The organism is Streptomyces sp. RLA131 (assembly GCF_056270125.1).
In genome coordinates this window covers 4190639-4213694 of the sequence record NZ_JBWDOQ010000002.1, presented here as the reverse complement: position 1 = coordinate 4213694, position 23056 = coordinate 4190639, and the positions used below count along the sequence as shown (strand labels likewise).

Below are 23056 nucleotides of genomic sequence, written 5' to 3'. Positions count from 1 at the left end.
GCGAGCGAGAGGGTGGGCAGCGTGCGGATGTACCCGGAGCCGACGGGCGAGGTGCGCATGAGCTTGTCGCTGCGCTTCGCCGCCGGTTCGCACAAGGGCATGATCCGGGAGGGCAACGAGGACTCCGGCTACGCCGGGCCGCGCCTGCTCGCGATCGCCGACGGCATGGGCGGCCAGGCCGCCGGTGAGGTGGCCTCGTCCGAGGTGATCTCCACCCTGGTGACGCTGGACGACGACATCCCCGGGTCCGACATCCTCACCTCGCTGGGCACCGCCGTGCAGCGGGCCAACGACCAGTTGCGCGTCATGGTCGAGGAGGACCCCCAGCTGGAGGGCATGGGCACCACGCTCACCGCCCTGCTGTGGACCGGCCAGCGGCTCGGCCTGGTCCACGTCGGCGACTCCCGCGCCTATCTGCTGCGCGACGGCATCCTCACCCAGATCACCCAGGACCACACCTGGGTGCAGCGGCTGGTCGACGAGGGCCGGATCACCGAGGAGGAAGCCGGTACGCACCCGCAGCGCTCGCTGCTGATGCGTGCCCTGGACGGCCGCGGCCAGGTCGAGCCCGACCTGTCGGTCCGCGAGGTCCGGGCCGGTGACCGTTATCTGATCTGTTCGGACGGTTTGTCCGGCGTCGTCAGCCACCAGACCCTGGAGGACACCCTCGCGGGTTACCAGGATCCGGGCGAGACCGTGCAGCAGCTGATCCAGCTCGCGCTGCGCGGCGGCGGCCCCGACAACATCACCTGCATCGTCGCCGACGTCCTCGACATCGACGACAGCGACACCCTGGCGGGCCGGCTGCACGACGCCCCCGTCGTCGTCGGCGCCGTGGCCGACCACCAGCTGCCGCTGAGCGACTCGCGGCACCTCCAGACCCCGGCCGGCCGTGCCTCGGAGCTGGGCCGCCCACAGGCCCCGGAGGGCGCCTTCGGGCCGCCCGGCGACCTGGCGGCGGGCGGGGCGCCCCTGGGCAGCTTCGGAGCCTTCGAGGGCGAGTACGCGGAGGACCCGGCGGACTGGGACAAGCCCAGGAAGTCCCGCAGATGGCTCAAGCGCTCGGCGGCCCTCGTCGTGGTGCTCGGCCTCATCGGCGGCGGCCTGTACGGCGCGTACCGCTGGACGCAGACGCAGTACTACGTCGGCGTCAAGGGCGACCACGCGGCGATCTACCAGGGCATCGAGCAGAAGCTGGCCTGGGTCAGCCTGTCGAAGGTCCATGAGGAACGCCCCGGTATCGAACTCAAGTACCTCCCCGACTACCAGCGCAGGAACGTCGAGGACACCATCGCCGCCGGAAGTCTCACCGACGCGAAGGACACCGCCGACCAGCTGGAGAAGCAGGCGAAGGTCTGTCAGACCAAGGAATCCATCGACAAGGCCGCCAAGGCGGCCAAGTCCGAGAAGGCGAAGGCGGCGGTCGGCAAGGCCACGAAGTCGCCTTCGGCCACGTCCACCGGCAGCGGCAACGCTGCCTCCGGGTCGGCGTCCGCCAGCGCCTCGGCCACTCCGTCGCCCTCGGCATCGGCATCCGCCAGCACCACCCTCTCCCCTGAGGATCAGACGCTGGCCCAGCAGTGCCCCAGCGGCCAGTAGCAGTCACAGGAGGGGGCGGCCGACCACCATGTCCGTCATCAGCAACACCACGACCATCACGTCCGTAGGCGCGCCGAACCGCCGCAACACCGAGCTGGCACTGCTGATCTTCGCGGTCGCCATCCCGGTCTTCGCGTACGCCAACGTGGGCCTGGCCAAGAACGGCTCGCTGCCGGCCGGGCTCCTGACTTACGGCGCCGGGGTGGGCTTCCTCGCGGGAATCGCCCACATCATCGTCCGCAAATTCGCGCCCTACGCCGACCCGTTGATGCTGCCGATCGCCACGCTGCTCAACGGCATGGGCCTGGTGTTCATCTGGCGGCTCGACCAGGAATCCTCGCTGGGCAGCGCCTCCGCGCCCACCCAGCTGATGTGGTCGACGCTGGGTATCGCGCTCTTTCTGGGTGTACTGATCTTCCTCAAGGACCACCGGATCCTTCAGCGCTACACGTACATCTCGATGGCGGTGGCGCTCGTCCTGCTGGTCCTGCCGGTCTTCTTCCCGGCGGTGTACGGCGCCCGGATCTGGATCACCATCGGCGGGATGTCCATCCAGCCGGGCGAGTTCGTGAAGATCATCATCGCCGTCTTCTTCGCCGGCTACCTGATGGTCAAGCGGGACGCCCTCGCACTGGCCAGCCGCCGCTTCATGGGCCTGTACCTGCCGCGCGGACGCGACCTGGGCCCGATCCTGGTCATTTGGGGACTCAGCATCCTGATCCTGGTCTTCGAGACCGATCTGGGTACCTCGCTGCTCTTCTTCGGCCTCTTCGTGATCATGCTCTATGTGGCCACCGAGCGCACCAGCTGGATCGTCTTCGGCCTGCTGTTGTCGGTCGGCGGCGCTGTGGCGGTCGCGACCTTCGAACCGCACGTGCACACCCGCGTCGAGGACTGGCTCAACCCCTTCCGCACCGTGCAGGAGACCGGCCAGGCCAACCAGCCCGCGCAGGCCATGTGGGCCTTCGGATCCGGCGGCCTCTTCGGATCAGGGCTCGGCCAGGGCTACTCCCGGCTGATCGGTTTCGCGGCCAAGAGCGACTACATCCTCGCCACCGTCGGGGAAGAACTCGGCCTCGCGGGCCTGATGGCGATGCTGCTGCTTTACGGACTGCTGGTCGAGCGCGGCGTACGCACCGCTCTCGCCGCCCGTGACCCCTTCGGCAAGCTGCTCGCGATCGGCCTGTCCGGCGCGTTCGCACTCCAGGTCTTCGTGGTCGCCGGCGGAGTCACCGGCCTGATCCCGCTGACCGGTATGACCATGCCCTTCCTGGCCCAGGGCGGTTCGTCCGTCATCGCCAACTGGGCGCTGGTGGCGATCCTGCTGCGGATCAGCGACACCGCCAGACGCCCTGCGCCCGCCCCCGCCCCGTCCCCCGATGCCGAGCCGACCCAGGTGGTTCGAGTCCAGTGAACAAGCCCCTGCGCCGGGTCGCCGTATTCTGCGGCCTGCTAGTCCTCGCCCTGCTGATCAGGGTCAACTACGTGCAGTTCGTGCAGTCCGACGAACTCAAGAACGACACGCACAACCGCCGGGTCACCATCAACCAGTACGCGTCCCCGCGCGGCGACATCATCGTGGGCGGCAAGGCTGTCACCGGCCACACCGAGACCAGCGGCAGCGACTTCAAGTACAAGGCGACCTTCAAGAACGGCGCCATGTGGGCCCCGGTGACCGGCTTCGCCTCGCAGGCGTTCGGTACCAGCCTGCTCGAAGGCGTCCAGGACAAGATCCTCACCGGCGACGACGACCGGCTGTTCTTCCGCCGGACCATCGACGTGCTGACCGGCAAGGAGAAGCAGGGCGGCGACGTGGTCACCACCCTCAACGCCGCCGCGCAGAAGGCCGCCTTCGAGGGCCTGGGCGACAAGAAGGGCGCGGTCGCCGCGATCGACCCGGAGACGGGCGCGATCCTCGCGCTGGCCAGCACCCCCTCGTACGACCCCTCGACCTTCGCCGGGAACTCCAAGACCGACGAGAAGAACTGGGTCAAGCTCAAGGGCGACAAGGACGAGCCCATGCTCAACCGGGCGCTGCGCCAGACCTACCCGCCCGGCTCGACCTTCAAGGTCGTCACGGCGGCGGCGGCCCTGGAGAACGGGCTGTACAAGTCGATCACCGAGAAGACCGACTCGCCGGTGCCCTACATCCTGCCGAACACCTCCACCGAGCTGAAGAACGAGGGCGGCATCAACTGCGAGAACGTCTCCCTCGAAGAGGCGCTGCGGGTGTCCTGCAACACGGTCTTCGGCCACGTCGGCGCGACGCTCGGCCGCGACAAGATGGTGGCCGAGGCGAAGAAGTTCGGCTTCAACGACGAGCTCTTCGTCCCGGTCCGCACGGCCGCGAGCAACTTCTCCACCACCATGGACCAGCCGCAGACCGCGCTGTCGTCGATCGGCCAGTTCGAGACGGCGGCGACCCCGCTGCAGATGGCCATGGTCGCGTCCGCGGTCGCCAACGACGGCAAGCTGATGAAGCCGTACATGGTGAAGGAGCTGCTGGACTCCAACGGCACGGCGATCGAGCAGACGACGGACCCCACCACGTACTCGGAGCCGCTCACCCCGGACAACGCGGCCAAGCTCCAGGCGATGATGGAGACGGTCGTCAAGAGCGGCACCGGCACCAAGGCCCAGATCGACGGTGTCACGGTCGGTGGCAAGACCGGCACCGCGCAGCACGGCGTGAACAACGACAAGAGCCCGTACGCGTGGTTCATCTCGTACGCCAAGACCGACAGCGGCTCGCCGGTCGCGGTCGCGGTCGTGGTCGAGGACGGTCTCGCCAACCGCGGCGACATCACCGGTGGAGGCCTGGCCGCCCCGATCGCCAAGAAGGTCATGGAGGCGGTTCTGAACAAGTGATGCCGGTCACTCCGTACTGATGTATGCGGACGTGCCGGGCACGTCGCGATACCGGTCGGGTATCGGCTGCCGGTCGGGGCCAGGATCGGCACAGCACGACGGGTACGGTATGCCCGAGCAGCCACACGGACGGTTAAGGAAGGGCTAGCGCTATGGAAGAGCCGCGTCGCCTCGGCGGCCGGTACGAGCTGGGCTCGGTGCTCGGCCGTGGTGGCATGGCCGAGGTCTACCTCGGCCAGGACACCCGGCTCGGCCGCACCGTAGCTGTGAAGACGCTGCGGGTGGATCTAGCCCGCGACCCGTCCTTCCAGGCCCGGTTCCGCCGTGAGGCCCAGTCGGCCGCCTCCCTGAACCATCCGTCGATCGTCGCGGTCTACGACACCGGCGAGGACTACGTCGACGGCGTGTCCATCCCGTACATCGTGATGGAGTACGTCGACGGCTCCACCCTGCGTGAGCTGCTGCACTCCGGCCGCAAGCTGCTGGCCGAGCGCTCGCTGGAGATGACCAGCGGCATCCTGCAGGCGCTGGAGTACTCCCACCGCTCCGGGATCGTCCACCGCGACATCAAGCCCGCGAACGTCATGCTGACGCGCACCGGCCAGGTCAAGGTCATGGACTTCGGCATCGCCCGTGCGATGGGCGACTCCGGCATGACCATGACCCAGACCGCGGCCGTCATCGGCACCGCCCAGTACCTCTCCCCCGAGCAGGCCAAGGGCGAGCAGGTCGACGCGCGCTCCGACCTGTACTCGACCGGCTGCCTGCTCTACGAGCTGCTGACGGTCCGGCCGCCCTTCGTGGGCGACTCCCCGGTGGCCGTGGCGTACCAGCACGTGCGCGAGGAGCCGCAGCCGCCGAGCCTTTACGACCCCGAGGTCACCCCCGAGATGGACGCGATCGTCCTCAAGGCGCTGACCAAGGACCCCGACTACCGCTACCAGTCGGCGGACGAGATGCGGGCCGACATCGAGGCCTGCCTCGACGGCCAGCCGGTCGCCGCCACCGCCGCCATGGGCTCGGTGGGCTACGGCGGCGGATACGGCGGCTACGGCTCCGACTCCCCCACCACCGCCCTCCCGCCGCAGCAGGACGCCGGCACCTCGATGCTGCCGCCCATGCGCGACGACGACGGCGGCTACGGCTACGACGAGCGCCCCGACCGCCGCCGCCAGCCCAAGAAGAACCACACCTCGACCATCCTGCTCGTCGTCGCGGGCATCCTGGTCCTGGTCGGCGCGATCTTCATGGGCAAGGCGCTGTTCTCCGGCAACGACAGCACCGGTAACCCGGTGTCGGTGCCGCAGTTCATCGGCTCCAGCAAGACCGAGGCGAAGACACTGGCCGACAACGCCAGCGTCACCATCGCCTGGGGCGACTCGGTCTTCTGCGAGGACCAGGCCAAGGGCAAGGTCTGCAAGCAGTCCGCCGAGGCGGACAGCCAGATCGCCAAGGACCAGACGGTCACCCTGAACCTCTCCAAGGGCGCCGCGAAGGTCACGGTCCCCGACGTGACCGGCAAGACCCAGGAAGAGGCCACCAGCGAGCTGGAGGGCAAGGGCTTCACGGTCGACGTCACGACCAAGACCACGACCAGCGACGACCCGGGCAACGTCCTGGACCAGGACCCCAAGGGCGACTCCAAGGCCGCCAAGGGCGCCAAGGTCACCATCACCGTCGCCAAGGCCCCGGAGAAGGTGGAGCTGCCCAACGTGGTGGGCTCCAGCGTCGAAGACGCGAAGAAGCTGCTGGCGAACAAGGGCTTCACCAACGTCCAGACCCAGACCCAGTCCTCCGACCAGACGAAGGACCAGGTCATCGCCCAGACCCCGGCCGGCAACGCGTCCTACGACGCCGGCACCCAGATCACCCTGACCGTATCCAGCGGCCCGAGCCAGAGCACCGTGCCCAGCGTCGTCACCCAGACGGTCAAGCAGGCCAAGGCGACCCTTCAGGCGCAGGGCTTCACGGACATCCAGTTCGCCGACGGCAGCTCCGACGACGACAACGCCATCGTCACCGCCCAGGACCCGGGCGGGAACACCCAGGCCGACGCCGACAACACCACCGTCACCCTCACCACGGTGGGCGGCAACAACAACGGCAACGGCTTCATCGGCGGCAACGGCGGCTAGCGGCGCCGCTGGGTGACACGACGGAGGGGCCGCGGACATCATGTCCGCGGCCCCTCCGCCATTGGGCACCGGCATCGTCGCGCAGGCGCGAAACACCACGCGCGACGAGGCCGAACCGCTAGCCTGTCGACGAAGGGTCGGCCGCAAATTCGTCTTGCGACCGGCCCTCCTCCGCTTTCCCGGTGCTCCCTCTGCCTACGGCCGGTTGAGGACGTAGACCGGGGCCCCGTCGGCCGTCCCGCCGAGTGAGCGGATGCAGGCGTGCTTCCGCATGAACCTCAGGCACTCGTTGACCCGGTGCAGCGTCAGCCCCGTCCGGTCGGCGATCGACTCCAGCGACATCCGGACCTCGCCACGCTCGGCGAGCACGGGAGCGATCACGATCGCCACCGCCCACACATCCTCGGTGACCGACATCCGCGTCCTCCAGTCCGCGAGCACCGCCTCGGCCGTGAGCCGTGCCGGGGCCGGCCGTTCGGCCGATGCCGGGGTCCCGACACGTCCGGCCAACGCGTCAAGCGAGTCGGCGATCCGCTGCAACGCCCGAGCCATGACGCCCTGAGCCTGCGACATCTCGCGCTGAACCTGCGACATCTCGCGCTGCGTCTGCAGGGATTCGTGCTGCAGACGCAGCAACTCGTGCTGTGCGTGGACCATTTCCTGCTGGCTCTCGAGCCGTCCCTTGCGGGTGATCTCCGCTTCGCGCTGCGCGGCGGCGAACTCCTCGTCCAGCCGCAGGTTGCGCTCCTCCAGGCGGACGATCACTTCCGCGAGCGGCTCGGGCAGGAGCAGTGGCTGCCGGCCCGCCGTGGGAATCGGGGACCTGTCGAGCTCGTACGAACCGTCACGCTGAACCGCGACGATGACTTCTGTGACCCACTCCTTGAAGGGTTCGGAAGTCGGCTTCGTGCAAGCGCCCACGAGCCGGATCAGTCCGTGCAGGTTAATCATGTTCATGGACCTTTTGAGCCCGTGACCAGCAGGAACGGAGGACCTATAGTTCTGGACGACAGTTGCCAGGTTCTTTCGCGAAGCCGCTGGGACGAGATCATGTACCGCGTCACTGGTGTTCGCGTAGCCCAGCTGGCTGCAGATGTCCACCGCCGGGAACCAGTGTGTCCCGTCGGGCATCGTCAGCCGCCGCACGCGCGCGCCGGTCGCCGCGTAGACGAAGTCGTTGATGTCGATGGCGTCCTGCTGAACCGCCCGCTCGGGCGGCGTGATGTGTTCGCTCATACGAACCACCTCCTCGGCGGAACGTAGAGCGTCGTAAAACGAATATGCCAGGAAATAAGCCGAGTTAAGCCATTCGAGTGCAGCCGCTCACACAGCTGACCGAATGATCACCCCAGCTCGCTCGGCGGCGTACGGTCCGCGTCGACCTTCTGGGTGCGGACCAGCTCGGCCCAGACGATGTAGCGGTAGCGCGAGGTGTAGACCGGCGTGCAGGTCGTCAGGGTGATGTAGCGGCCGGCGGTCTTCTTCCCGCTCGCCCTGGGGACCTGGTTGATGACCTTGACGTTGTACTTCGAGGTCTGCGGGAGGACCTTGTAGACCTTGTAGACGTACCAGGTGTCGCGGTCCTCGAAGACGACCGGGTCGCCGTTCTTGATCTTGTCGATGTTGTGGAACTTGGCGCCGTGGCCGTCGCGGTGCGCGGCGAGGGTGAAGTTGCCCTGCTTCGCCCAGGGCATGGCGGCCTTGACGGGGTCGGTGTAGTAGCCGGCCACACCCTCGTTGAGGACGTCGGTGGCGGTGCCCTTCTTGACCAGGACCTCGAAGTTCCGTCCCATGGCGGGGACATGGAGGAAGCCGATGCCGTCCTTGGTGTCGAGCCGGCCGGGAGTGCTGTCGGCGGCGGCCCAGTCGTGGCGGACCGCGTCGCCGGCCTTGCGGGCGTGGCGGTCCGCTATGACGTTGGTCCACCAGAGCGAGTAGACGACGAAGAGGCCCAGGATCAGCCCGGCGGTGATGAGGAGTTCACCGACGAAGCTGATCACCGCGGCGACCCGGTCCCGGGTGCGGCGGCGCGGCGGCGGCGCGACCTCGCTGTCCTGGCCCTGCTCCGTGGTTGTCACCGCTAGCCCCGATCCGTCCGCGTACTGAGGTCATTCGACCAGCGCGTCGGGCTTGCCCTTGCTGCGCGGCCGTTCCTCGACCATCTTGCCCCACACGATCAGCCGGTACTTGCTGGTGAACTCCGGCGTACAGGTGGTGAGTGTGATGTAGCGGCCCGCCTTGGTGAAGCCGGAACCGGTCGGAACGGGTGTGATGACGGAGGTGTTGGAGGGCGAGGTCGACGGGAGCATGCTGGTGATCTCGTACGTGTAGTACGTGCTCTCGGTCTCGACGACGACCTTGTCGCCCTTGGCGAGCTTGTTGATGTAGCGGAACGGTTCGCCGTGGGTGTTGCGGTGCGCGGCGAGCGCGAAGTTGCCCTGTTTGTCCCAGGGCATGGCGGTCTCCAGCTTGCCGTCGTAGTGGCCGACCATGCCCTTGTCGAGGACCTTGTGCTTGTCGGTGCCCTCGGCGATGGGGGCCTTCACGTCGAGTTTGGGCAGATAGATGATCGCGAAGCCCTCGCCGGGGGAGAAGGTGCCCGGGTCGCGCTGCGAGCTCGACGAGCCGTCCCACTGCTTTTCCAGGTTCTTGGCCGTGCCGCCGGCTTCCTGATGGGCCAGCACATTGGTCCACCACAGCTGGTAGGTGACGAAGAGCAGCATCAGCACGCCCATGGTGATGAAGATCTCGCCCAGGACCCGGCTGGCGATCACCGCCGGGCTCTCCTTGGCCGCCTTCGCCGCCCTGCGGGCCTCCACCCTGGACAGCGGCGGCCGCTCCGCGGGGGCGTCCCCGGGGCCGTTCGCCGGGCCGTTCACCGGGCTGCCCGCGGCCTCCCGCGGCTCTGTGGCGGGCTTCCCCGCCCCGGCGGCCCTGCGCCCCCTGCCGCCCCGTTTCGCGGCCTCCTGGGCGGCTTTACGGCGCGCGGCGCGCCCGCCCTCCGGCGGGACGCCGGGGGCCGCGGCGGGGGCCGGGTCCGGGGGCTGCGGGCGCGGTGGTGCCGGGGCCGGGGAGGGCGTCGGGGAGGAGGCTTCCGGCGTGGGTACGAACAGCGGCATCGCGGCGGTGTCCCCGGGTGCCCCGGCGGCGCGTCGGCGGGCGGCCTCGCGGTCGTACGGGGTCTCGGGGGCGCGCGGCTGCGGGCGGGGCTGCTGCGGCCGGGGTTGCGGCTGGACGGGCTCCGGCTGCGGCTGCTGCGACTGGGGCCGGGGCTGCGGCTGCGGCTGGACGGGTTCCGGCCGGGTCTGGACGGGTTCCGGCCGGACGGGTTCCGGCTCCGGAGCGGGCGTTGCCTCCTGGTGGGGCCGGAACCACGGCGAGCCCGGCTGCGGGGCCTCCGCGGCCTGCGGGCCCGGCTCGGCGGCGGGCGCGGGCGTGGCGGCGGGCGCCGCGGCCGGAACAGCGGCCGTCCGGCCCGGCAGCGGATCGCTGAGCGGATCGACCAACTGTTCGACGGCGGCGGCGAATTCGGCGGTGTCTCCGAAGTGACGGCGCTCCGCCGTCACCTCACACCCCGGCCTTGCCGACCACGGGCGCCAGGCCCGCAGAGCGCTCGACGGCGCCCGGATACCCGCATTCCACAAGCCAGTTGGCGAGCATGCGATGACCCCACTCGGTGAGTACGGACTCGGGATGGAACTGGACGCCCTCGACCCGCGCGGTGCGGTGCCGCAGGCCCATGACGATGCTTCCGCCCGCCTCGGTCTCGGTCCAGGCCGTGACCAGCAACTCCGGCGGCAGCGTGTCCCGTTCGACCGCCAGCGAGTGGTAGCGGGTCGCCGTGAAGGGGGAGGGCAGTCCGGCGAAGACCCCGGCGCCCTCGTGGGTCACCGGAGAGGTCTTGCCGTGCAGCAACTCGGGCGCGCGGTCCACCACGCCTCCGTACGCCACCGCCATGGACTGCAGGCCCAGGCAGACCCCGAAGACCGGGACGTCGGTCGCCGCGCAGTGCCGGACCATGTCGACGCAGACCCCGGCCTCCTCGGGCGTGCCGGGGCCGGGCGAGAGCAGGACGCCGTCGAAGCCGTCCTGCGCGTGCGCGAGAGCGACCTCGTCGTTGCGCAGCACCTCGCACTCGGCGCCGAGCTGGTAGAGGTACTGGACCAGGTTGAAGACAAAGCTGTCGTAGTTGTCCACGACAAGAATCCGCGCGGTCATCGGACGGCTGCCATCCCCTCGTCGACCGTCACATCGTTGAACGGAAGCAGTGGCTCCGCCCACGGGAAAACGTACTGGAAGAGCACGTACACGGCGGCCAGAATCAGCAGGAGCGAGATCAGCGACCTCACCCACACGTTGCCCGGCAGATGCCGCCAGATCCAGCCGTACATGCGATGCGCTGCCCTTCTGGTCCCGTCGTCCCGGCTCCCGGTTCCTGGATCACCGGATTCCCGGCCCAAGATTAGCCGGACAAGGCGGCCGGCATGCCGTCCTCGACGGGCTGGGTGGCCTCAAGGTGCCCCCAGGTGATCAGCCGGTGGCTGTGGCCCCACTCCGGATCGCAGGTGGTCAGCGTCAGATACCGCCCGGGGGTGGTGAAGCCGGACTTCTCCGGTACGGGGGCGATGACCCCGATGTCGGTCGGCACGGTCCGGTAGGGGCCACGGTCGATCACGTACGTGTACCAGGTGGTGCCGTCGGTGAGGACGACCTTGTCGCCCTTGCGCAGGTCGGGAAAGTCCTTGAAGGGGTCGCCGTACGTGCGGCGGTGGCCGGCGACCGCGAAGTTGCCCCTCGCCCCGGCGCGGGCGGTGCCGGCGTAGTGGCCGAGCCCTTTCTTCAGGGTGGCGACGGCCGTGCCCTGGAGGACGGGCTTGTGCCAGGAACGGCCGAGACGGGGGATGTACATCACGGCGAAGGCGGTGCCGTCGCGGTAAGCGGGCCGCTGCGGGGCGCTGGTCGCCGCCGCGGACGCCTGCGCGGATCCCGTACCGGACCCCGTCCCGGCTCCCGTACCGGATCCCGTATTCGTGCCCGGCCGGGACGCGGTCGCGACCGGCCGGGTGGCCCAGTCGGCCTGGAGTCTGCTGACCTCGTGGTTCATCGAGCTGTCGGCCTGCACGCCCGTCCAGAACAGGATGTGGACGACGAAGAGAACGATGACCGCGCCGGAGGTGACGCACAGCTCGCTGAGCGTCCGCACCAGCAGGCGCACGCCCGATCACCCCCGTCAGCCCACCGGCTTGGCGTAATGCAGATCAATGGTGCCGGAGTAGCCGGGCAGAGTCACGCGGTCGGCGTCCTCGACTTTCCATCCCAGCCCGTACGCGGCCACGTACTGGAGGTAGTTCTGGATCGCCGTGCTGTCGTCGATGGCCTTGTGGAGCTTGTCCTGGTCACCCACGGCGGTGATCCGGTAGGGCGGCGAGTAGACGCGGCCCTGGAGGATCAGGGTGTTGCCGACGCAGCGCACGGCGCTGGTGGAGATCAGCCGCTGGTCCATCACCTGGATGCCGGTGGCGCCGCCCGCCCACAGGGCGTTGACCACGGCCTGCAGGTCCTGCTGGTGGATGACCAGGTCGTTGGGCTGCGGGTCGGGCACGCCGGGGATCAGGGCGGTCGCGTTCGACGGGGCGTCGTCGAGGGTGACGCTGACCGAGGGGCCGGTGAGCTTCTTGGTGCCGGCCGCCTCGCCGAGGGCGTCGAGCCGCTTGCGCGCGGTGCCGCTGACCCCGCTGTCGGTGTGGGCGAGCTGGTCGATGTCGCCGCGCACACCGGCGAGGTCGGTCTCCAGCTCGGCGTTCTGCTCGCTCTTGTCCTGGATCCGGTCCGAGAGCCGCAGCAGTGGGGTGTCGGTACGGATGTCGACGCCCTTGGCGGTGTCGAAGCTCATCCAGAAAATGAGGCCGGCGAGTGCGAAGACACCCGCACTGAGGGTACGGAGTACCACAGACCGGACAGACAGCCGGGCGGAGGAGGCGTCGCCGGAATCGCTCACCTAGCCTTATCTCCTTCCAACCCGAGGAAGCACTACGCTAACGGACGCCCGGCGGCGGTAGTGTCCCCATCTCCGCTTCACCGCCCGGCAAGATCACATATCACTCGCGCGGTTACGCAGCGCATCGACAGGAGAGTTCCTCGTGCCGAAGTCACGGATCCGCAAGAAGGCCGACTTCACGCCGCCGCCGGCGAAGACCGCCGTAATAAAGCTCAAGACCGGCCGTGGCTGGGTCGCGCCGCTGATGCTGGCGCTCTTCCTGATCGGGCTCGCCTGGATCGTGGTCTTCTACGTGTCCGCCACACAGCTGCCCATCGAGGCGCTCGGCAACTGGAACATCGTGGTCGGCTTCGGCTTCATCGCGGGTGGGTTCGTCGTCTCCACACAGTGGAAGTAGCGAGTTATCCACAGGGCTGTCCACAGTGTTGAAAAGGTCGCATGATCTGTGGATAACCACTACCGCGTTGACAGTGGTGTGACCGGTGGTCCGGTGTACGGGCCACCGGTCATTCATTGATCTTGCAGGGAAAACGCATGCGTACCCGGTGACGTGCGGGGCTTCCCACAGGCCCCTGCCTCATACACAGGCCACCCCGTCCGCTGTGGATAACGTGTGACTAGCCCACTGGTTACGGCCTACGGCGAAGCTTCAGCCGCTGATCCGGGCCACCGCGACCGCCGACACGGCGACCACCGCGACCAGCACCGCCGCACAGGTCCCCCACTGCACCGCCCGCCGCCGCCCGGGGGGCGCGTACGCCATCCCCGTGGCGACCAGCGTGCCGGCCACGAGGCCGCCTATGTGGCCCTGCCAGCTGATGTTGGACCAGGTGAAGGTGAAGAGCAGGTTGAGCCCCAGCAGGATCAGCACCGGGCGCATGTCCTGCCGCAGCCGCCTCATGAAGACGGCGGTGGCACCGAAGAGCCCGAAGATCGCACCGGAGGCGCCCAGCGTCACGGTGTTCGGGGCCAGCAGCAGCACCAGGGCGCTGCCGCCCAGGCCCGAGAGCAGATAGAGCGCGAGGTAGCGGGCCCGGCCGAGGACCGCCTCCAGCGGCGCGCCGATCCACCACAGGGCGAGCATGTTGAAGGCGATGTGCGCGATCTCCTGGTGCAGGAAGACCGAGCTGAGCATCCGGTACCACTGATCGGCACCCGAGGCGACGCCGCAGTGCACCGGCGTCCCGCTGAAGCAGGGTCCGTACAGCCCCAGGTCCCACACCAGGCGGTCGCCCTGGGTGAACACCGCCAGGAAGACCGCGAGGTTCAGACCGATGAGGATCTTGGTCACCAGCCGGGGGTCGGCCGCCATGCCGCCACCGGCCACCGTACGGGGCTCGGCCGCCGCCGCGGCCGCGCGGCCCTCACGCACGCACTCCGGGCACTGGAAGCCCACGGAGGCGCTGACCATGCACTCGGGGCAGATCGGCCGCTCGCAGCGCGTGCACCGGACACCGGTCTCCCGGTCCGGGTGGCGGTAGCAGCAGACCGTCTGGTCCATCATGTCGTGGCCCATCTCCTCATGACTTCGCCGGGGCAGTCGCCCCGCCCGTCATACGTGTGGGCGGTGCGATTCGGTTCCCGCGGGGGGTGTCCTCAATCGTTGGACGGGCTGAAGGACCGGCCCGTCCGGCGACCGAGGACGAACGGTCACCGGACGGACCCGGTGAACCGGCGCCGCCATCCGTACTAGGGCGTGTTGCGAAAGTAGCGCCGTCCGCCCGCAGGGCGGGCTCCGCGGCGTCTGGTGCGTGCGATCGCAAGGCGGAGGGTCGTCCTCGTACTGGACGTACTTGGATGATCCCGACAACGCGGCGAGCGTGCGTGCCAGGCGTCGTGGAGCAGGCGGGACTTTCGCAACACGCCCTAGCGGCGCTCGACCACGACGGAGCGGATGACCACGTCGTCCAGCGGACGGTTGGTGCGCGGGTTGGTGGGGACGCTGATGACGGCGTCCACGACCTTCTGGCTGGCCGGGTCCGCGACCTCGCCGAAGATGGTGTGCTTGTTGGTCAGCCACACGGTGGGGGAGACCGTGATGAAGAACTGCGAGCCGTTGGTGCCCGGGCCGGCGTTGGCCATGGCCAGCAGGTACGGCTTGTTGAAGGAGAGGTCGGGGTGGAACTCGTCGGCGAACCGGTAGCCGGGGCCGCCGGTGCCGTTGCCCAGCGGGTCACCGCCCTGGATCATGAAGCCGGACATGACCCGGTGGAAGACCGTGCCGTCGTACAGCCCCGCGTTGGAGGGCCGCCCGGTCGTCGGGTCGGTCCACTCCCGGGTGCCCTCGGCCAGCTCGGTGAAGTTCTTCACGGTCTTCGGCGCGTGGTCCGGGAAGAGCCGGAGCACGATGTCACCGTGGTTGGTCTTCAGGGTGGCATGGAGCTGCTCGGCCACGTTCTACCTTCCATAGTCCTCACTGACAGGGACAAATCCTCGCACGGCCCGGTATTCACGGGCTAACCATCGCGCCCGGGCCCGCACCGTGGCATTGTCGGTGACAGCTCCCCCCTGTCCCCGCACTTGTCCCTTTCTGACCCGTATGCCCGCGCGCGCATGCCGGATACGCCGCCCAGGGGCATGATTTCAAACCGGGTGGAAAGGCGACCTACAGTACGCCACCGAGGAGGAGGTTCTCGTGACCCGCATCGACAGCGTGCGCCACGCAGCCGACAAGACCAAGGACAGCGTGCGGCACGCCGCGGACGTGGTGGCGCCGTACGCGAGCACGGCCAAGGACAGTGCCGTGCACTACGCGGACGAAGCCCGGCAGCTACTGGCGCCAAAGGTGTCGTCGGCCGCCCAGCAGGCCAGGACAGCGGCCCGTTCGCAGTACGACGCGCATCTGGCGGCGCGCGTCGACCAGGCCCTTGACCAGGCTCTCGCGGCGGTGCCGCCCGGGGTGCAGCAGGCCGCTTCGACGGCGGCCGACCGTACCCGTAAGACCGCCCGGCAGGCCGCCGACTACGCGGCACCGCGGGTGGAACAGGCGGTGACCCAGGTCCGTGCCGCGGCGGGCCCGGCCCGCGACGAGGCCATCACGCGCAGCACGGCGGCGGTTGCCGCGCTGCGCAGCCATGTGACGGCCGCCGACATCGAGAAGCTGGACCGCCGGCTGGTCCGCCGGGCCAGGAACGGCCGGATCGCCAAGCGGCTGGCGGTGCTCGGCCTCGTCGGCGGAGCCGGCTTCGCCGCCTGGAGCTGGTGGCGCAAGCAGACCAACCCGGACTGGCTGGTGGAGCCCGCCCCCGCCACGGAGGTCGCCGACCGGGCGCCGCTCAACGGCGGTGTGGCCGCCGACGCCTCGCTCGGCCAGGTCGACGGCTCGCCCGTCGATGCCCTCGACCCCGAGGTCCAGGCCAAGCAGGCCGAGGAGGAAGCGGCCGAGCGCCGGGGACGTGGCGAGACGTACCCGTAGGCACGTAGGCACGTAGGCACGTAGGCACGACCGGAGCGGCCACCCACGTCGGAGCTGTGGGTGGCCGCTGCGGTCGCTCGGTGCGGCGTGTCAGGCCGGGGCGCCCACCGGACGGCCCTGGGACTCCTCCTCCGACTCCGGCACCTCGATCACCGCGGGCACCGACCGCAGCGTGTACAGCGCCGCCACCGCGCCCGCGGCGATGAGGACCGCGCCGACCAGCGTCGTGACCCGGATGGCGTGGCAGAAGGCCGCGTACGCCGCGTCCGCCACCTCGGGCCCCGCCTGGGCGGCGCCGCCCACCGACTCGTGGGCGGCCCGCGCCGCCGGGCCGGACGTTCCGGCGGGCAGCCGGAGCGCGCCCCGGTAGACCGTGGTGAGCACCGAGCCGAGCACCGCGACGCCCAGGGCCCCGCCCAGTTCCATCGCGGTCTCGGAGATCGCGGCGGCCGCGCCGGTGCGCTCCTTGGGGGCGCTGGCCAGGATGGTGTCGGAGGTGACCGACATGATCAGGATGATGCCCATGCCGTTGGCGACCAGCGGCCCGAGGATCACCACCCAGTAGCGGGCGTCCGGTGTGGAGACCTGGCCCAGCACCGCGGTGCTCACCGCCAGCAGCGCCAGCCCGAGGGCGACCACCCGGGCCCGCCCGATCCTCGGGATCAGCACGGAGGCCAGCGGCGCCGCGAACGCCGCCGCCAGCGGGCCCGGCAGCAGCGCGAGGCCCGCGACCAGCGGCGACCAGCCGCGCACCACCTGGAAGTACAGCGCGAAGGCCAGTGACAGGGTCGACGAGGCGAAGATCATCACCAGGTTGGAGCCGACCGCCCCGCTGAAGGCCGGGTTACGGAACAGCCGCAGGTCGATCAGCGGCTCCGCCACCCGGGACTGCCGCCGCCCGAAGGCCAGCAGCGCCGCCACGCCCACCGCGGCGGCGGCCCAGACCTGGCCCTCGTCGAAGCCGTCCCGCGCACCGGTCTTGATCGCGTAGATCACGCCGAGCAGACCCACGACCGACAGCGGCACACTGGCCCAGTCGAGCCGTCCCGGCCTCGGGTTGCGTGACTCCGGCAGCACCAGCGCGCCCGCGACCAGCACCACGACCATCACCGGCACGTTGATCAGGAAGACCGAGCCCCACCAGAAGTGGTCGAGCAGCAGTCCGCCGACCACCGGGCCCAGCGCGAAGCTGGCGGCGGCGAGCCCGCCGCTCAGGCCGATCGCGGTGGTGCGTTCCCTGGGGTCGGTGAAGGCGTGCCGCACGATGGACAGTGTCGACGGCATGATCATCGCGCCGGCGATGCCGAGCAGGGCCCGCCCGGCGATCAGCATCTCCGGGCTGGTGGCGTACGAGGTGAGCAGCGAGGCCGTGCCGAAGGCGGCGGCTCCGGTCATCGCCAGCCGCTTGCGGCCGAAGCGGTCGCCGAGGTTGCCCATGACGACCAGGAGTCCGCCCATCGCGAAGCCGTAGACGTCGGCGATCCACAGGATCTCGGTGCCGGACGGCTGGAGGTCCTTCACCAGGGAGGGGATGGCGTAGTTGAGGACGCTGTTGTCGATGCCGAGCAGCATCCCGGCCAGGCAGCACACCACCAGCGCCGCCCAGCGGCGCGGGTTCGGGGTTTCGTCGGTCGTCTTCTTCATGCGGCACACCGTGCCCGCCGCCGCTGACCGGCCGCGTACCGTGCCCGCCCGGACGCGGTCAGGACCTCACAGCGGGTCGGTCAGCGCCCGCAGCGCCTGGTCCTTCCCCAGGGCGGCGCCGCGCCCGAAGGCGGCCTCGTACGCGGCGTCGCCGAGCGCCGCGCGCGTCGCCTCCGCCGTGCGCAGCGCGTCCGGGTCGGAGACGATCCCGCCGTCGCGCAGCGCCCGGCACGTGCCGAGCAGTTCGGCGGCCCGTTGCGGGTCGCCCTCCAGCAGGGCCAGTCCGGCGAAGGTCTCGGCGGCCACGGCGCCGGCGAGCGGCAGGAAGCGGGCGTGGTCGAGGGCGACCGCCTCGGGGTAGTACACGCGGGCCCCGGCGGCGTCGCCCTGCGCGACGGCGATCCGGATGAGGGCGCCGAGCACGGCCACGCGGGTGCTGTTGCTGGAGTAGTACCCGGCCGGGCACTCGGCCAGTGCCTGTTCGCACAGCCGGCGGGCCTGGGGCAGGTCGCCCTGGAGCCGGGCGGCCTCGGCCAGTCCCAGGTGGGCGCGGGCGGCGAACTCGGGCGCACCCGCCCGGTGGGCCAGTTCGGCGGCCCGCAGTCCGTCGGCGCGGACCGACTCGTACCGGCCGGCCCGGACGCTGAAACCGGCGCGCTGGCTGAGCAGTTCGGCCATGTCCTGGAGGGCGTCGAGCTCGGTGGCCAGGGTCAGTGCCTCGTCGGTGAGGTCGATGGCACGTATCAGGTCGCCCCGGTAGTCGGCGACTTCGGACAGCAGGCTGAGGGAGGTGATCATCCCCCAGCGGTCGCCGAGTTCCCGGAAGGTGTCCAGGGCGGCGGAGCACTCCCGCTCGGTGCTCTCGGCGTCGACCTCGACCAGCCACTTCTGGAAGCTGGCGCCGATCCGGGCCAGGGCCCGCAGCCACGGGTGGTCCTCCACGGCGAGGAAGGCGGTCAGTAACCGGTCCGAGGCTTCGGTGTCCTCCGGGACACCGGCGAAGGGCGCCCAGAGCACCGTGAGGGAGGGGTAGGTGCGGGAGATCCTGCCGAGCCCGTCGAGGATCGTGGTGGCCACGGCCACATGGTCGGCCAGCGCCGCCGGGTCCGGCAGGTCCGAGACCGCCGCCAGCACGCAGAGCGCGTACTCCTCGTCCCGGCCCTCCGGCGCCTTCGGGCCGATCGCCGCCAGTACCTGCCGGGCCGGGGCCGCGCCCTCGTAACGCACCCCGCGCAGCAGCCAGTACGAGGACAGGGCGGCGATCACCCGCAGGGCCCTGGTCGTGTCGCCCGCCGCGACGGCGCGGCGCAGGACCGCGTGGAGGTTGTCGTGGTCGGCGCCGAGCACCTGGAGCCAGTGCACCTGCTCGGCCCGCCGCATGAAGGGATCGGCGGTCATCGCCAGGCCGATGAAGTACTCGGCGTGTGCCCGGCGCAGCGACTCGGCCTCTCCGGCCGCCGCGAGCCGCTCGGCGCTGTAGGCCCGGATGGTCTCCAGGAGCCGGTAGCGCAGCTGGTGGCCGCCGTCCGGGTGGTAGGCCACCACCAGGGACTTGTCGACGAGCGAGTCGATCAGGTCGAGGACGTCGCCCGGGTCGATGACCTCGCCGTCCGAGCAGACCGACTCGGCGGCGGCCAGTGTCCAGCCCCCGGCGAAGACCGAGGCCCGGCGCAGCACCGCGCGCTCCTCGTCGGGCAGCAGGTCCCAGCTCCAGTCGACGACTCCGCGCAGCGTCGCCTGCCGGGGCTGCGCGGTGCGGCTGCCGCGGGAGAGCAGCCGGAAGCGGTCGTCCGCGCCGAGCCGGGTGGCGATCTCGGTGGCCGACAGCGACCGCAGCCGTGCGGCGGCCAGTTCGATGGCCAGTGGCATGCCGTCCAGGGCCGTGCAGATGGCCCGTACCGCCTCAGTCTCGGCGGCCGGGTCGAAGTCCGGCCGTACGGCGGCGGCGCGCTCGGCGAAGAGCTGCGCCGCGCTGACGCCGGGCAGCGGCGCCAGCGGGCACAGCTTCTCGCCGGTGATCCCGAGCGCCTCGCGGCTGGTGGCGAGGATCCGTACCGCCGCGCAGGCGCTGAGCAGCCCGGCGGCGAACCGGGCGGCGTCGGCGACCAGATGCTCGCAGTTGTCGAGCACCAGCAGCAGCTGGCGGTCGGCGAGCGCGGCCGCCAGCCGGGCCAGCGGCTCGGGCGCGGCGCTGTCCCGGGCCCCGGTGGCGGGCGTCAGCAGTCCGAACTCGCGCAGCCCCAGGGCCGCGGCGACGGTCTGCGGTACGTCTCCGCCGTCGGTCAGACCGGACAGGTCGACGAAACAGGCCTCACCGGGGCAGCCGGCCGCCGCCTCGACGGCGGTCCGGGTCTTGCCGGCGCCTCCGGGCCCGATGAGGGTCACGAGGCGGGCGCCGGCGAGCAGCGAGCCGATCCATGCCAGCTCCTCGTCCCGGCCGACGAAACTGGTGAGCTGGGCCGGCAGCGTGTGGGTGTGCCGGACGGCCGATGTTTCACGTGAAACAGCACCGGCTCCGCCGCCGGCGGGAGGGTCCCCGCGCAGCACGGCCAGATGCGCCTGGACCAGTTCCGTCCCGGGGTCGGTGCCCAGCGACTCGGCGAGCTCACGGCGGGCCTGTTCGTAGACCTGCAGGGCCTCGGTCTGCCGTCCGCAGCTGGCCAGCGCCCTCATCAGCTGGGCCCGCAGCCGTTCCCGCAGCGGATACTCCGTGACCAGCTCGCGCAGTTCGGCGACCAGTTCCAGATGGCGGTGGGCGTCCAGGGTCAGTTCCGCGGCGATCCGGTCCTCCAGCGCCGCGATCCGCAGCTCCTCCAGCCGGGTCACCTGGGGCTCCGCGAAGGGCGCGTAGCCCACGTCCGCCAGTGCCGAGCCCCGCCACAGGGCCAGCGCGTCCTTCAACAGACCTGCCGCGCGCGCCGGTTCACCGGCGGCCAGCGCGTCGCGGCCCTGCTCGGCGAGACGCTGGAAGCGGTGCACATCGATGTCGTCGGAGTCGATCGCCAGCCGGTACCCGGCGGGGTGGTTCTCGATGGGGACCCGCAGCGCCGACCGCAGCCGGGACACCTGCGACTGCAGCGCGTTGGCCACTCCGGCCGGCGGATCCTCCCCGTACAGCCCGTCGATCAGCCGCTCGACGGTGACGATGCGTCCCGCCTCCAGCAGCAGCATGGCCAGCAGCGCACGACGACCGGGCCCGCCGACGGCAGCCGCGCTCCCGTCAGCCAGCCGCGCCTGCGTCTCCCCCAGGATGCCGAACCGCACGCCATGATTCTTACGTACGGACGGTGATCTGTGGAGCCTAGGGGAGTCGAACCCCTGACATCTGCCATGCAAAGACAGCGCTCTACCAACTGAGCTAAGGCCCCGTGCCGCACACCAGGGTACCGGGTGCCGCGCGGATCACCGACCGGGAATTCGCGTCCGTAGGATGGTTTTGCAGGATTCGCAGCCGCAAACCCCAGTGCCGAGCCTTCCGGGAGCGCATATGGAGACAACGCCGCAGGACGCCACCGTACGGGCCCAGGAGCTGCAGCGGAGCTGGTACGGCGAGCCGCTGGGGGACCTGTTCCGGCGGCTGATCGGCGATCTGGGGCTCAACCAGTCGCGGCTGGCGGCCGTGCTGGGGCTGTCGGCGCCGATGCTCTCCCAGCTGATGAGCGGGCAGCGGGCGAAGATCGGCAATCCGGCGGTGGCCCAGCGTCTCCAGGCCCTGCAGGAACTGGCCGGACAGGTCACGGACCAGAACCTGTCCGCCGCACAGACCACGGCGCGCATGGAGGAGATCCGGCACTCCGAGGGATCCTCGCTGCTCAACACCGCGCACAGCACCTCCTCCGGCGAGCGGCTGCCGCCCGCGCGGCGGGTCGTACGGGAGATCCAGTCGCTGCTGCGGTCGGTGGCGTCGGCCGAGGAGGTCAACCGGGCCGCCGACTCCCTCGCCCCGGGCCACCCCCAACTGGCAGAGTTCCTCCGTGTGTACGGCGCCGGGCGCACCGACGACGCGGTCGCGCACTTCGAGGCGCACCAGGACTGACCGGCGGGACCGACCAGGACCGACCAGGACCGAGCACGACCGAGGCACGGAGCAGGGGGCGGACGCAGGCCATGGGTGAGGTCTTCGCGGGCCGGTACGAACTGGTGGACCCGATCGGGCGCGGCGGGGCGGGAGCGGTGTGGCGCTCCTGGGACCGGCGGCGCCGCCGCTATGTCGCGGCCAAGGTGCTGCTCCAGAGCGACGCGCACTCGCTGCTGCGCTTCGTCCGGGAGCAGGCGCTGCGCATCGACCATCCGCATGTGCTGGCCCCGGCCAGCTGGGCGGCCGACGACGACAAGGTGCTGTTCACCATGGACCTGGTGCGCGGCGGCTCGCTGTCGCACGTCATCGGGGACTACGGGCCGCTGCCGCCGCGCTATGTGTGCCTGCTGCTGGACCAGTTGCTGGCCGGGCTGACCGCCGTGCACGCCGAGGGCGTGGTGCACCGCGACATCAAGCCGGCGAACATCCTGCTGGAGGCCACCGGCACCGGGCAGCCGCATCTGCGCCTGTCGGACTTCGGCATCGCGATGCGCAAGGGCGAGCCCCGGCTCACCGAGACCAACTACGTGGTCGGCACGCCCGGTTACTTCGCGCCGGAGCAGATGCTCGGTGCCGAGCCGGACTTCCCGGCCGACCTGTACGCCGCCGGACTGGTCGCCCTGTATCTGCTCAGTGGCAAGAAGCCCGACCAGCAGGGCATCTTCGCGATGTACGAGCACGGCATGCCCCGGGCGCCCCTGGGCGTGCCCGACCCGATGTGGCAGGTGATAGGCAGCCTGCTGCAGCCGGACCCGGACGCCCGGTTCCGTACCGCGACGGGGGCCCGCAAGGCGCTGGCGGCGGCCGTGGAGCTGCTGCCGGAGCCCGGCGTCGACGAGGAGCCGGTCGAGGTCTTCGACCAGGTCGGCCCGCTGCCCGAGGGGTTCGGTCCGGCGGGCCCGGCGGGACCGTTCGAGGCGGCCCCGGTGGCGGGCCCGGTGGCGGGCCCGGCCTCCGCCGAGGAGACCGGCGGCTTCCGCCTCGCGCCGCCGCTGTCCGTTCCCGTCCCGGAGCGACCGGCCACCCCGCCGGCGCGGGCAGGCGAGGCAGCCGGGGCAGTCCAAGCGCAGTCCCACGGGCCCGCGCCGGTGCCGACACCGCCGACCCAGGCGCCCGCCGCGCCCCCGGCCACCCGGGCCTACACGGCGCCGCCGGTCCCCGCGTCCCCCGCGCAGGGGTCCGCGCAGGAGTTCGCGCAGGGGGCCGCTCCCGTGCCCGTACGGCGGCCCGGTCCGCCGGCCCGGCTGGTGGTTCCGGTACTGGCCGTCGCCGCCCTGTGCTTCGCCTTCGGCATCTGGGCGCTGGCGGCGGGCTGAGCG

At 70.7% G+C, this 23056-nt stretch carries 19 protein-coding genes and 1 tRNA gene; 8 read left to right on the top strand and 12 right to left on the bottom strand.

Features of this window, described 5'->3' with window-relative positions; translation table 11 throughout:
- The first annotated feature begins 27 nt into the window (after window positions 1-27).
- The 4 genes from RWE79_RS20130 to pknB all read left to right on the top strand — a co-directional run bounded on the left by RWE79_RS20130 (window position 28) and on the right by pknB (window position 6602).
- Window positions 28-1599 carry a PP2C family protein-serine/threonine phosphatase gene (locus tag RWE79_RS20130; RefSeq protein WP_475945954.1) on the top strand — a complete coding sequence of 524 codons (1572 nt, stop codon included), beginning with the start codon at window positions 28-30 and terminating at the stop codon, window positions 1597-1599.
- Between the two features lie 28 nt (window positions 1600-1627).
- Window positions 1628-3013: an FtsW/RodA/SpoVE family cell cycle protein gene (locus RWE79_RS20125; RefSeq protein ID WP_475941453.1), complete on the top strand. Its 1386-nt coding sequence runs from the start codon at window positions 1628-1630 to the stop codon at window positions 3011-3013.
- Window positions 3010-4467 carry a peptidoglycan D,D-transpeptidase FtsI family protein gene (locus tag RWE79_RS20120; RefSeq protein ID WP_475941452.1) on the top strand — a complete coding sequence of 486 codons (1458 nt, stop codon included), beginning with the start codon at window positions 3010-3012 and terminating at the stop codon, window positions 4465-4467. The genes RWE79_RS20125 and RWE79_RS20120 overlap by 4 nt, the downstream gene beginning before the upstream one ends.
- 152 nt (window positions 4468-4619) lie before the next feature.
- Window positions 4620-6602: a Stk1 family PASTA domain-containing Ser/Thr kinase gene (gene pknB / locus RWE79_RS20115; protein ID WP_475941451.1), complete on the top strand. Its 1983-nt coding sequence runs from the start codon at window positions 4620-4622 to the stop codon at window positions 6600-6602.
- A gap of 195 nt (window positions 6603-6797) precedes the next feature.
- On the opposite strand, the gene RWE79_RS20110 is transcribed toward pknB, so the two are convergent.
- From RWE79_RS20110 to RWE79_RS20080, 7 genes are all read right to left on the bottom strand, one after another.
- Window positions 6798-7838 (bottom strand): BRO-N domain-containing protein, encoded by a 1041-nt coding sequence (locus RWE79_RS20110; protein ID WP_475941450.1) that lies wholly within the window; start codon window positions 7836-7838, stop codon window positions 6798-6800.
- A 107-nt stretch (window positions 7839-7945) separates the two neighbouring features.
- On the bottom strand, window positions 7946-8680 hold the full coding sequence (locus tag RWE79_RS20105; protein ID WP_475941449.1) for a class E sortase: 735 nt from the start codon (window positions 8678-8680) through the stop codon (window positions 7946-7948).
- Between the two features lie 30 nt (window positions 8681-8710).
- Complete coding sequence (locus tag RWE79_RS20100) at window positions 8711-10168, bottom strand: class E sortase (RefSeq protein WP_475941448.1); 1458 nt, start codon at window positions 10166-10168, stop codon at window positions 8711-8713.
- 1 nt (window position 10169) lies between these two features.
- A complete protein-coding gene (locus RWE79_RS20095; RefSeq protein WP_475941447.1) occupies window positions 10170-10820 on the bottom strand; it encodes an aminodeoxychorismate/anthranilate synthase component II in 651 nt (216 codons plus the stop codon).
- Window positions 10817-10993 (bottom strand): hypothetical protein, encoded by a 177-nt coding sequence (locus RWE79_RS20090; protein WP_475941446.1) that lies wholly within the window; start codon window positions 10991-10993, stop codon window positions 10817-10819. The genes RWE79_RS20095 and RWE79_RS20090 overlap by 4 nt, the downstream gene beginning before the upstream one ends.
- Before the next feature lie 71 nt (window positions 10994-11064).
- Entirely contained in the window at window positions 11065-11817 is a 753-nt protein-coding gene (locus tag RWE79_RS20085) for a class E sortase (protein ID WP_475941445.1), read from the bottom strand.
- Window positions 11818-11832: 15 nt separating this feature from the next.
- Window positions 11833-12600, bottom strand: a complete 768-nt coding sequence (locus RWE79_RS20080; RefSeq protein WP_475941444.1) for a DUF881 domain-containing protein — start codon at window positions 12598-12600, stop codon at window positions 11833-11835.
- 142 nt (window positions 12601-12742) lie between these two features.
- Here RWE79_RS20080 and crgA point away from each other — a divergent pair, with 142 nt between their 5' ends.
- The gene (gene crgA / locus RWE79_RS20075; RefSeq protein WP_475941443.1) at window positions 12743-12997 is read left to right on the top strand and encodes a cell division protein CrgA; all 255 of its coding nucleotides are present in this window, start codon (window positions 12743-12745) and stop codon (window positions 12995-12997) included.
- A gap of 252 nt (window positions 12998-13249) precedes the next feature.
- Here the strand turns inward: crgA and RWE79_RS20070 are convergent, their stop codons facing one another.
- Both RWE79_RS20070 and RWE79_RS20065 read right to left on the bottom strand, forming a co-directional pair.
- Window positions 13250-14104, bottom strand: a complete 855-nt coding sequence (locus RWE79_RS20070) for a rhomboid family intramembrane serine protease (protein WP_475941442.1) — start codon at window positions 14102-14104, stop codon at window positions 13250-13252.
- Window positions 14105-14466: 362 nt separating this feature from the next.
- The gene (locus RWE79_RS20065) at window positions 14467-14994 is read right to left on the bottom strand and encodes a peptidylprolyl isomerase (protein WP_475941441.1); all 528 of its coding nucleotides are present in this window, start codon (window positions 14992-14994) and stop codon (window positions 14467-14469) included.
- 241 nt (window positions 14995-15235) lie between these two features.
- Between RWE79_RS20065 and RWE79_RS20060 the strand changes: the two genes are divergently transcribed.
- The gene (locus RWE79_RS20060) at window positions 15236-16015 is read left to right on the top strand and encodes a DUF5324 family protein (protein ID WP_475941440.1); all 780 of its coding nucleotides are present in this window, start codon (window positions 15236-15238) and stop codon (window positions 16013-16015) included.
- 90 nt (window positions 16016-16105) lie between these two features.
- Here RWE79_RS20060 and RWE79_RS20055 read toward each other — a convergent pair whose 3' ends face one another.
- The 3 genes from RWE79_RS20055 to RWE79_RS20045 form a co-directional block, all read right to left on the bottom strand.
- Entirely contained in the window at window positions 16106-17659 is a 1554-nt protein-coding gene (locus RWE79_RS20055; RefSeq protein ID WP_475941439.1) for an MFS transporter, read from the bottom strand.
- 66 nt (window positions 17660-17725) lie between these two features.
- Window positions 17726-20923, bottom strand: a complete 3198-nt coding sequence (locus tag RWE79_RS20050) for an AfsR/SARP family transcriptional regulator (RefSeq protein WP_475941438.1) — start codon at window positions 20921-20923, stop codon at window positions 17726-17728.
- A gap of 31 nt (window positions 20924-20954) precedes the next feature.
- Window positions 20955-21027 (bottom strand) — tRNA-Ala (locus RWE79_RS20045).
- Window positions 21028-21146: 119 nt separating this feature from the next.
- Here RWE79_RS20045 and RWE79_RS20040 point away from each other — a divergent pair.
- Both RWE79_RS20040 and RWE79_RS20035 read left to right on the top strand, forming a co-directional pair.
- Entirely contained in the window at window positions 21147-21695 is a 549-nt protein-coding gene (locus RWE79_RS20040; RefSeq protein ID WP_475941437.1) for a helix-turn-helix domain-containing protein, read from the top strand.
- A 71-nt stretch (window positions 21696-21766) separates the two neighbouring features.
- A complete protein-coding gene (locus RWE79_RS20035) occupies window positions 21767-23053 on the top strand; it encodes a serine/threonine-protein kinase (protein ID WP_475941436.1) in 1287 nt (428 codons plus the stop codon).
- Window positions 23054-23056: the final 3 nt, after the last annotated feature.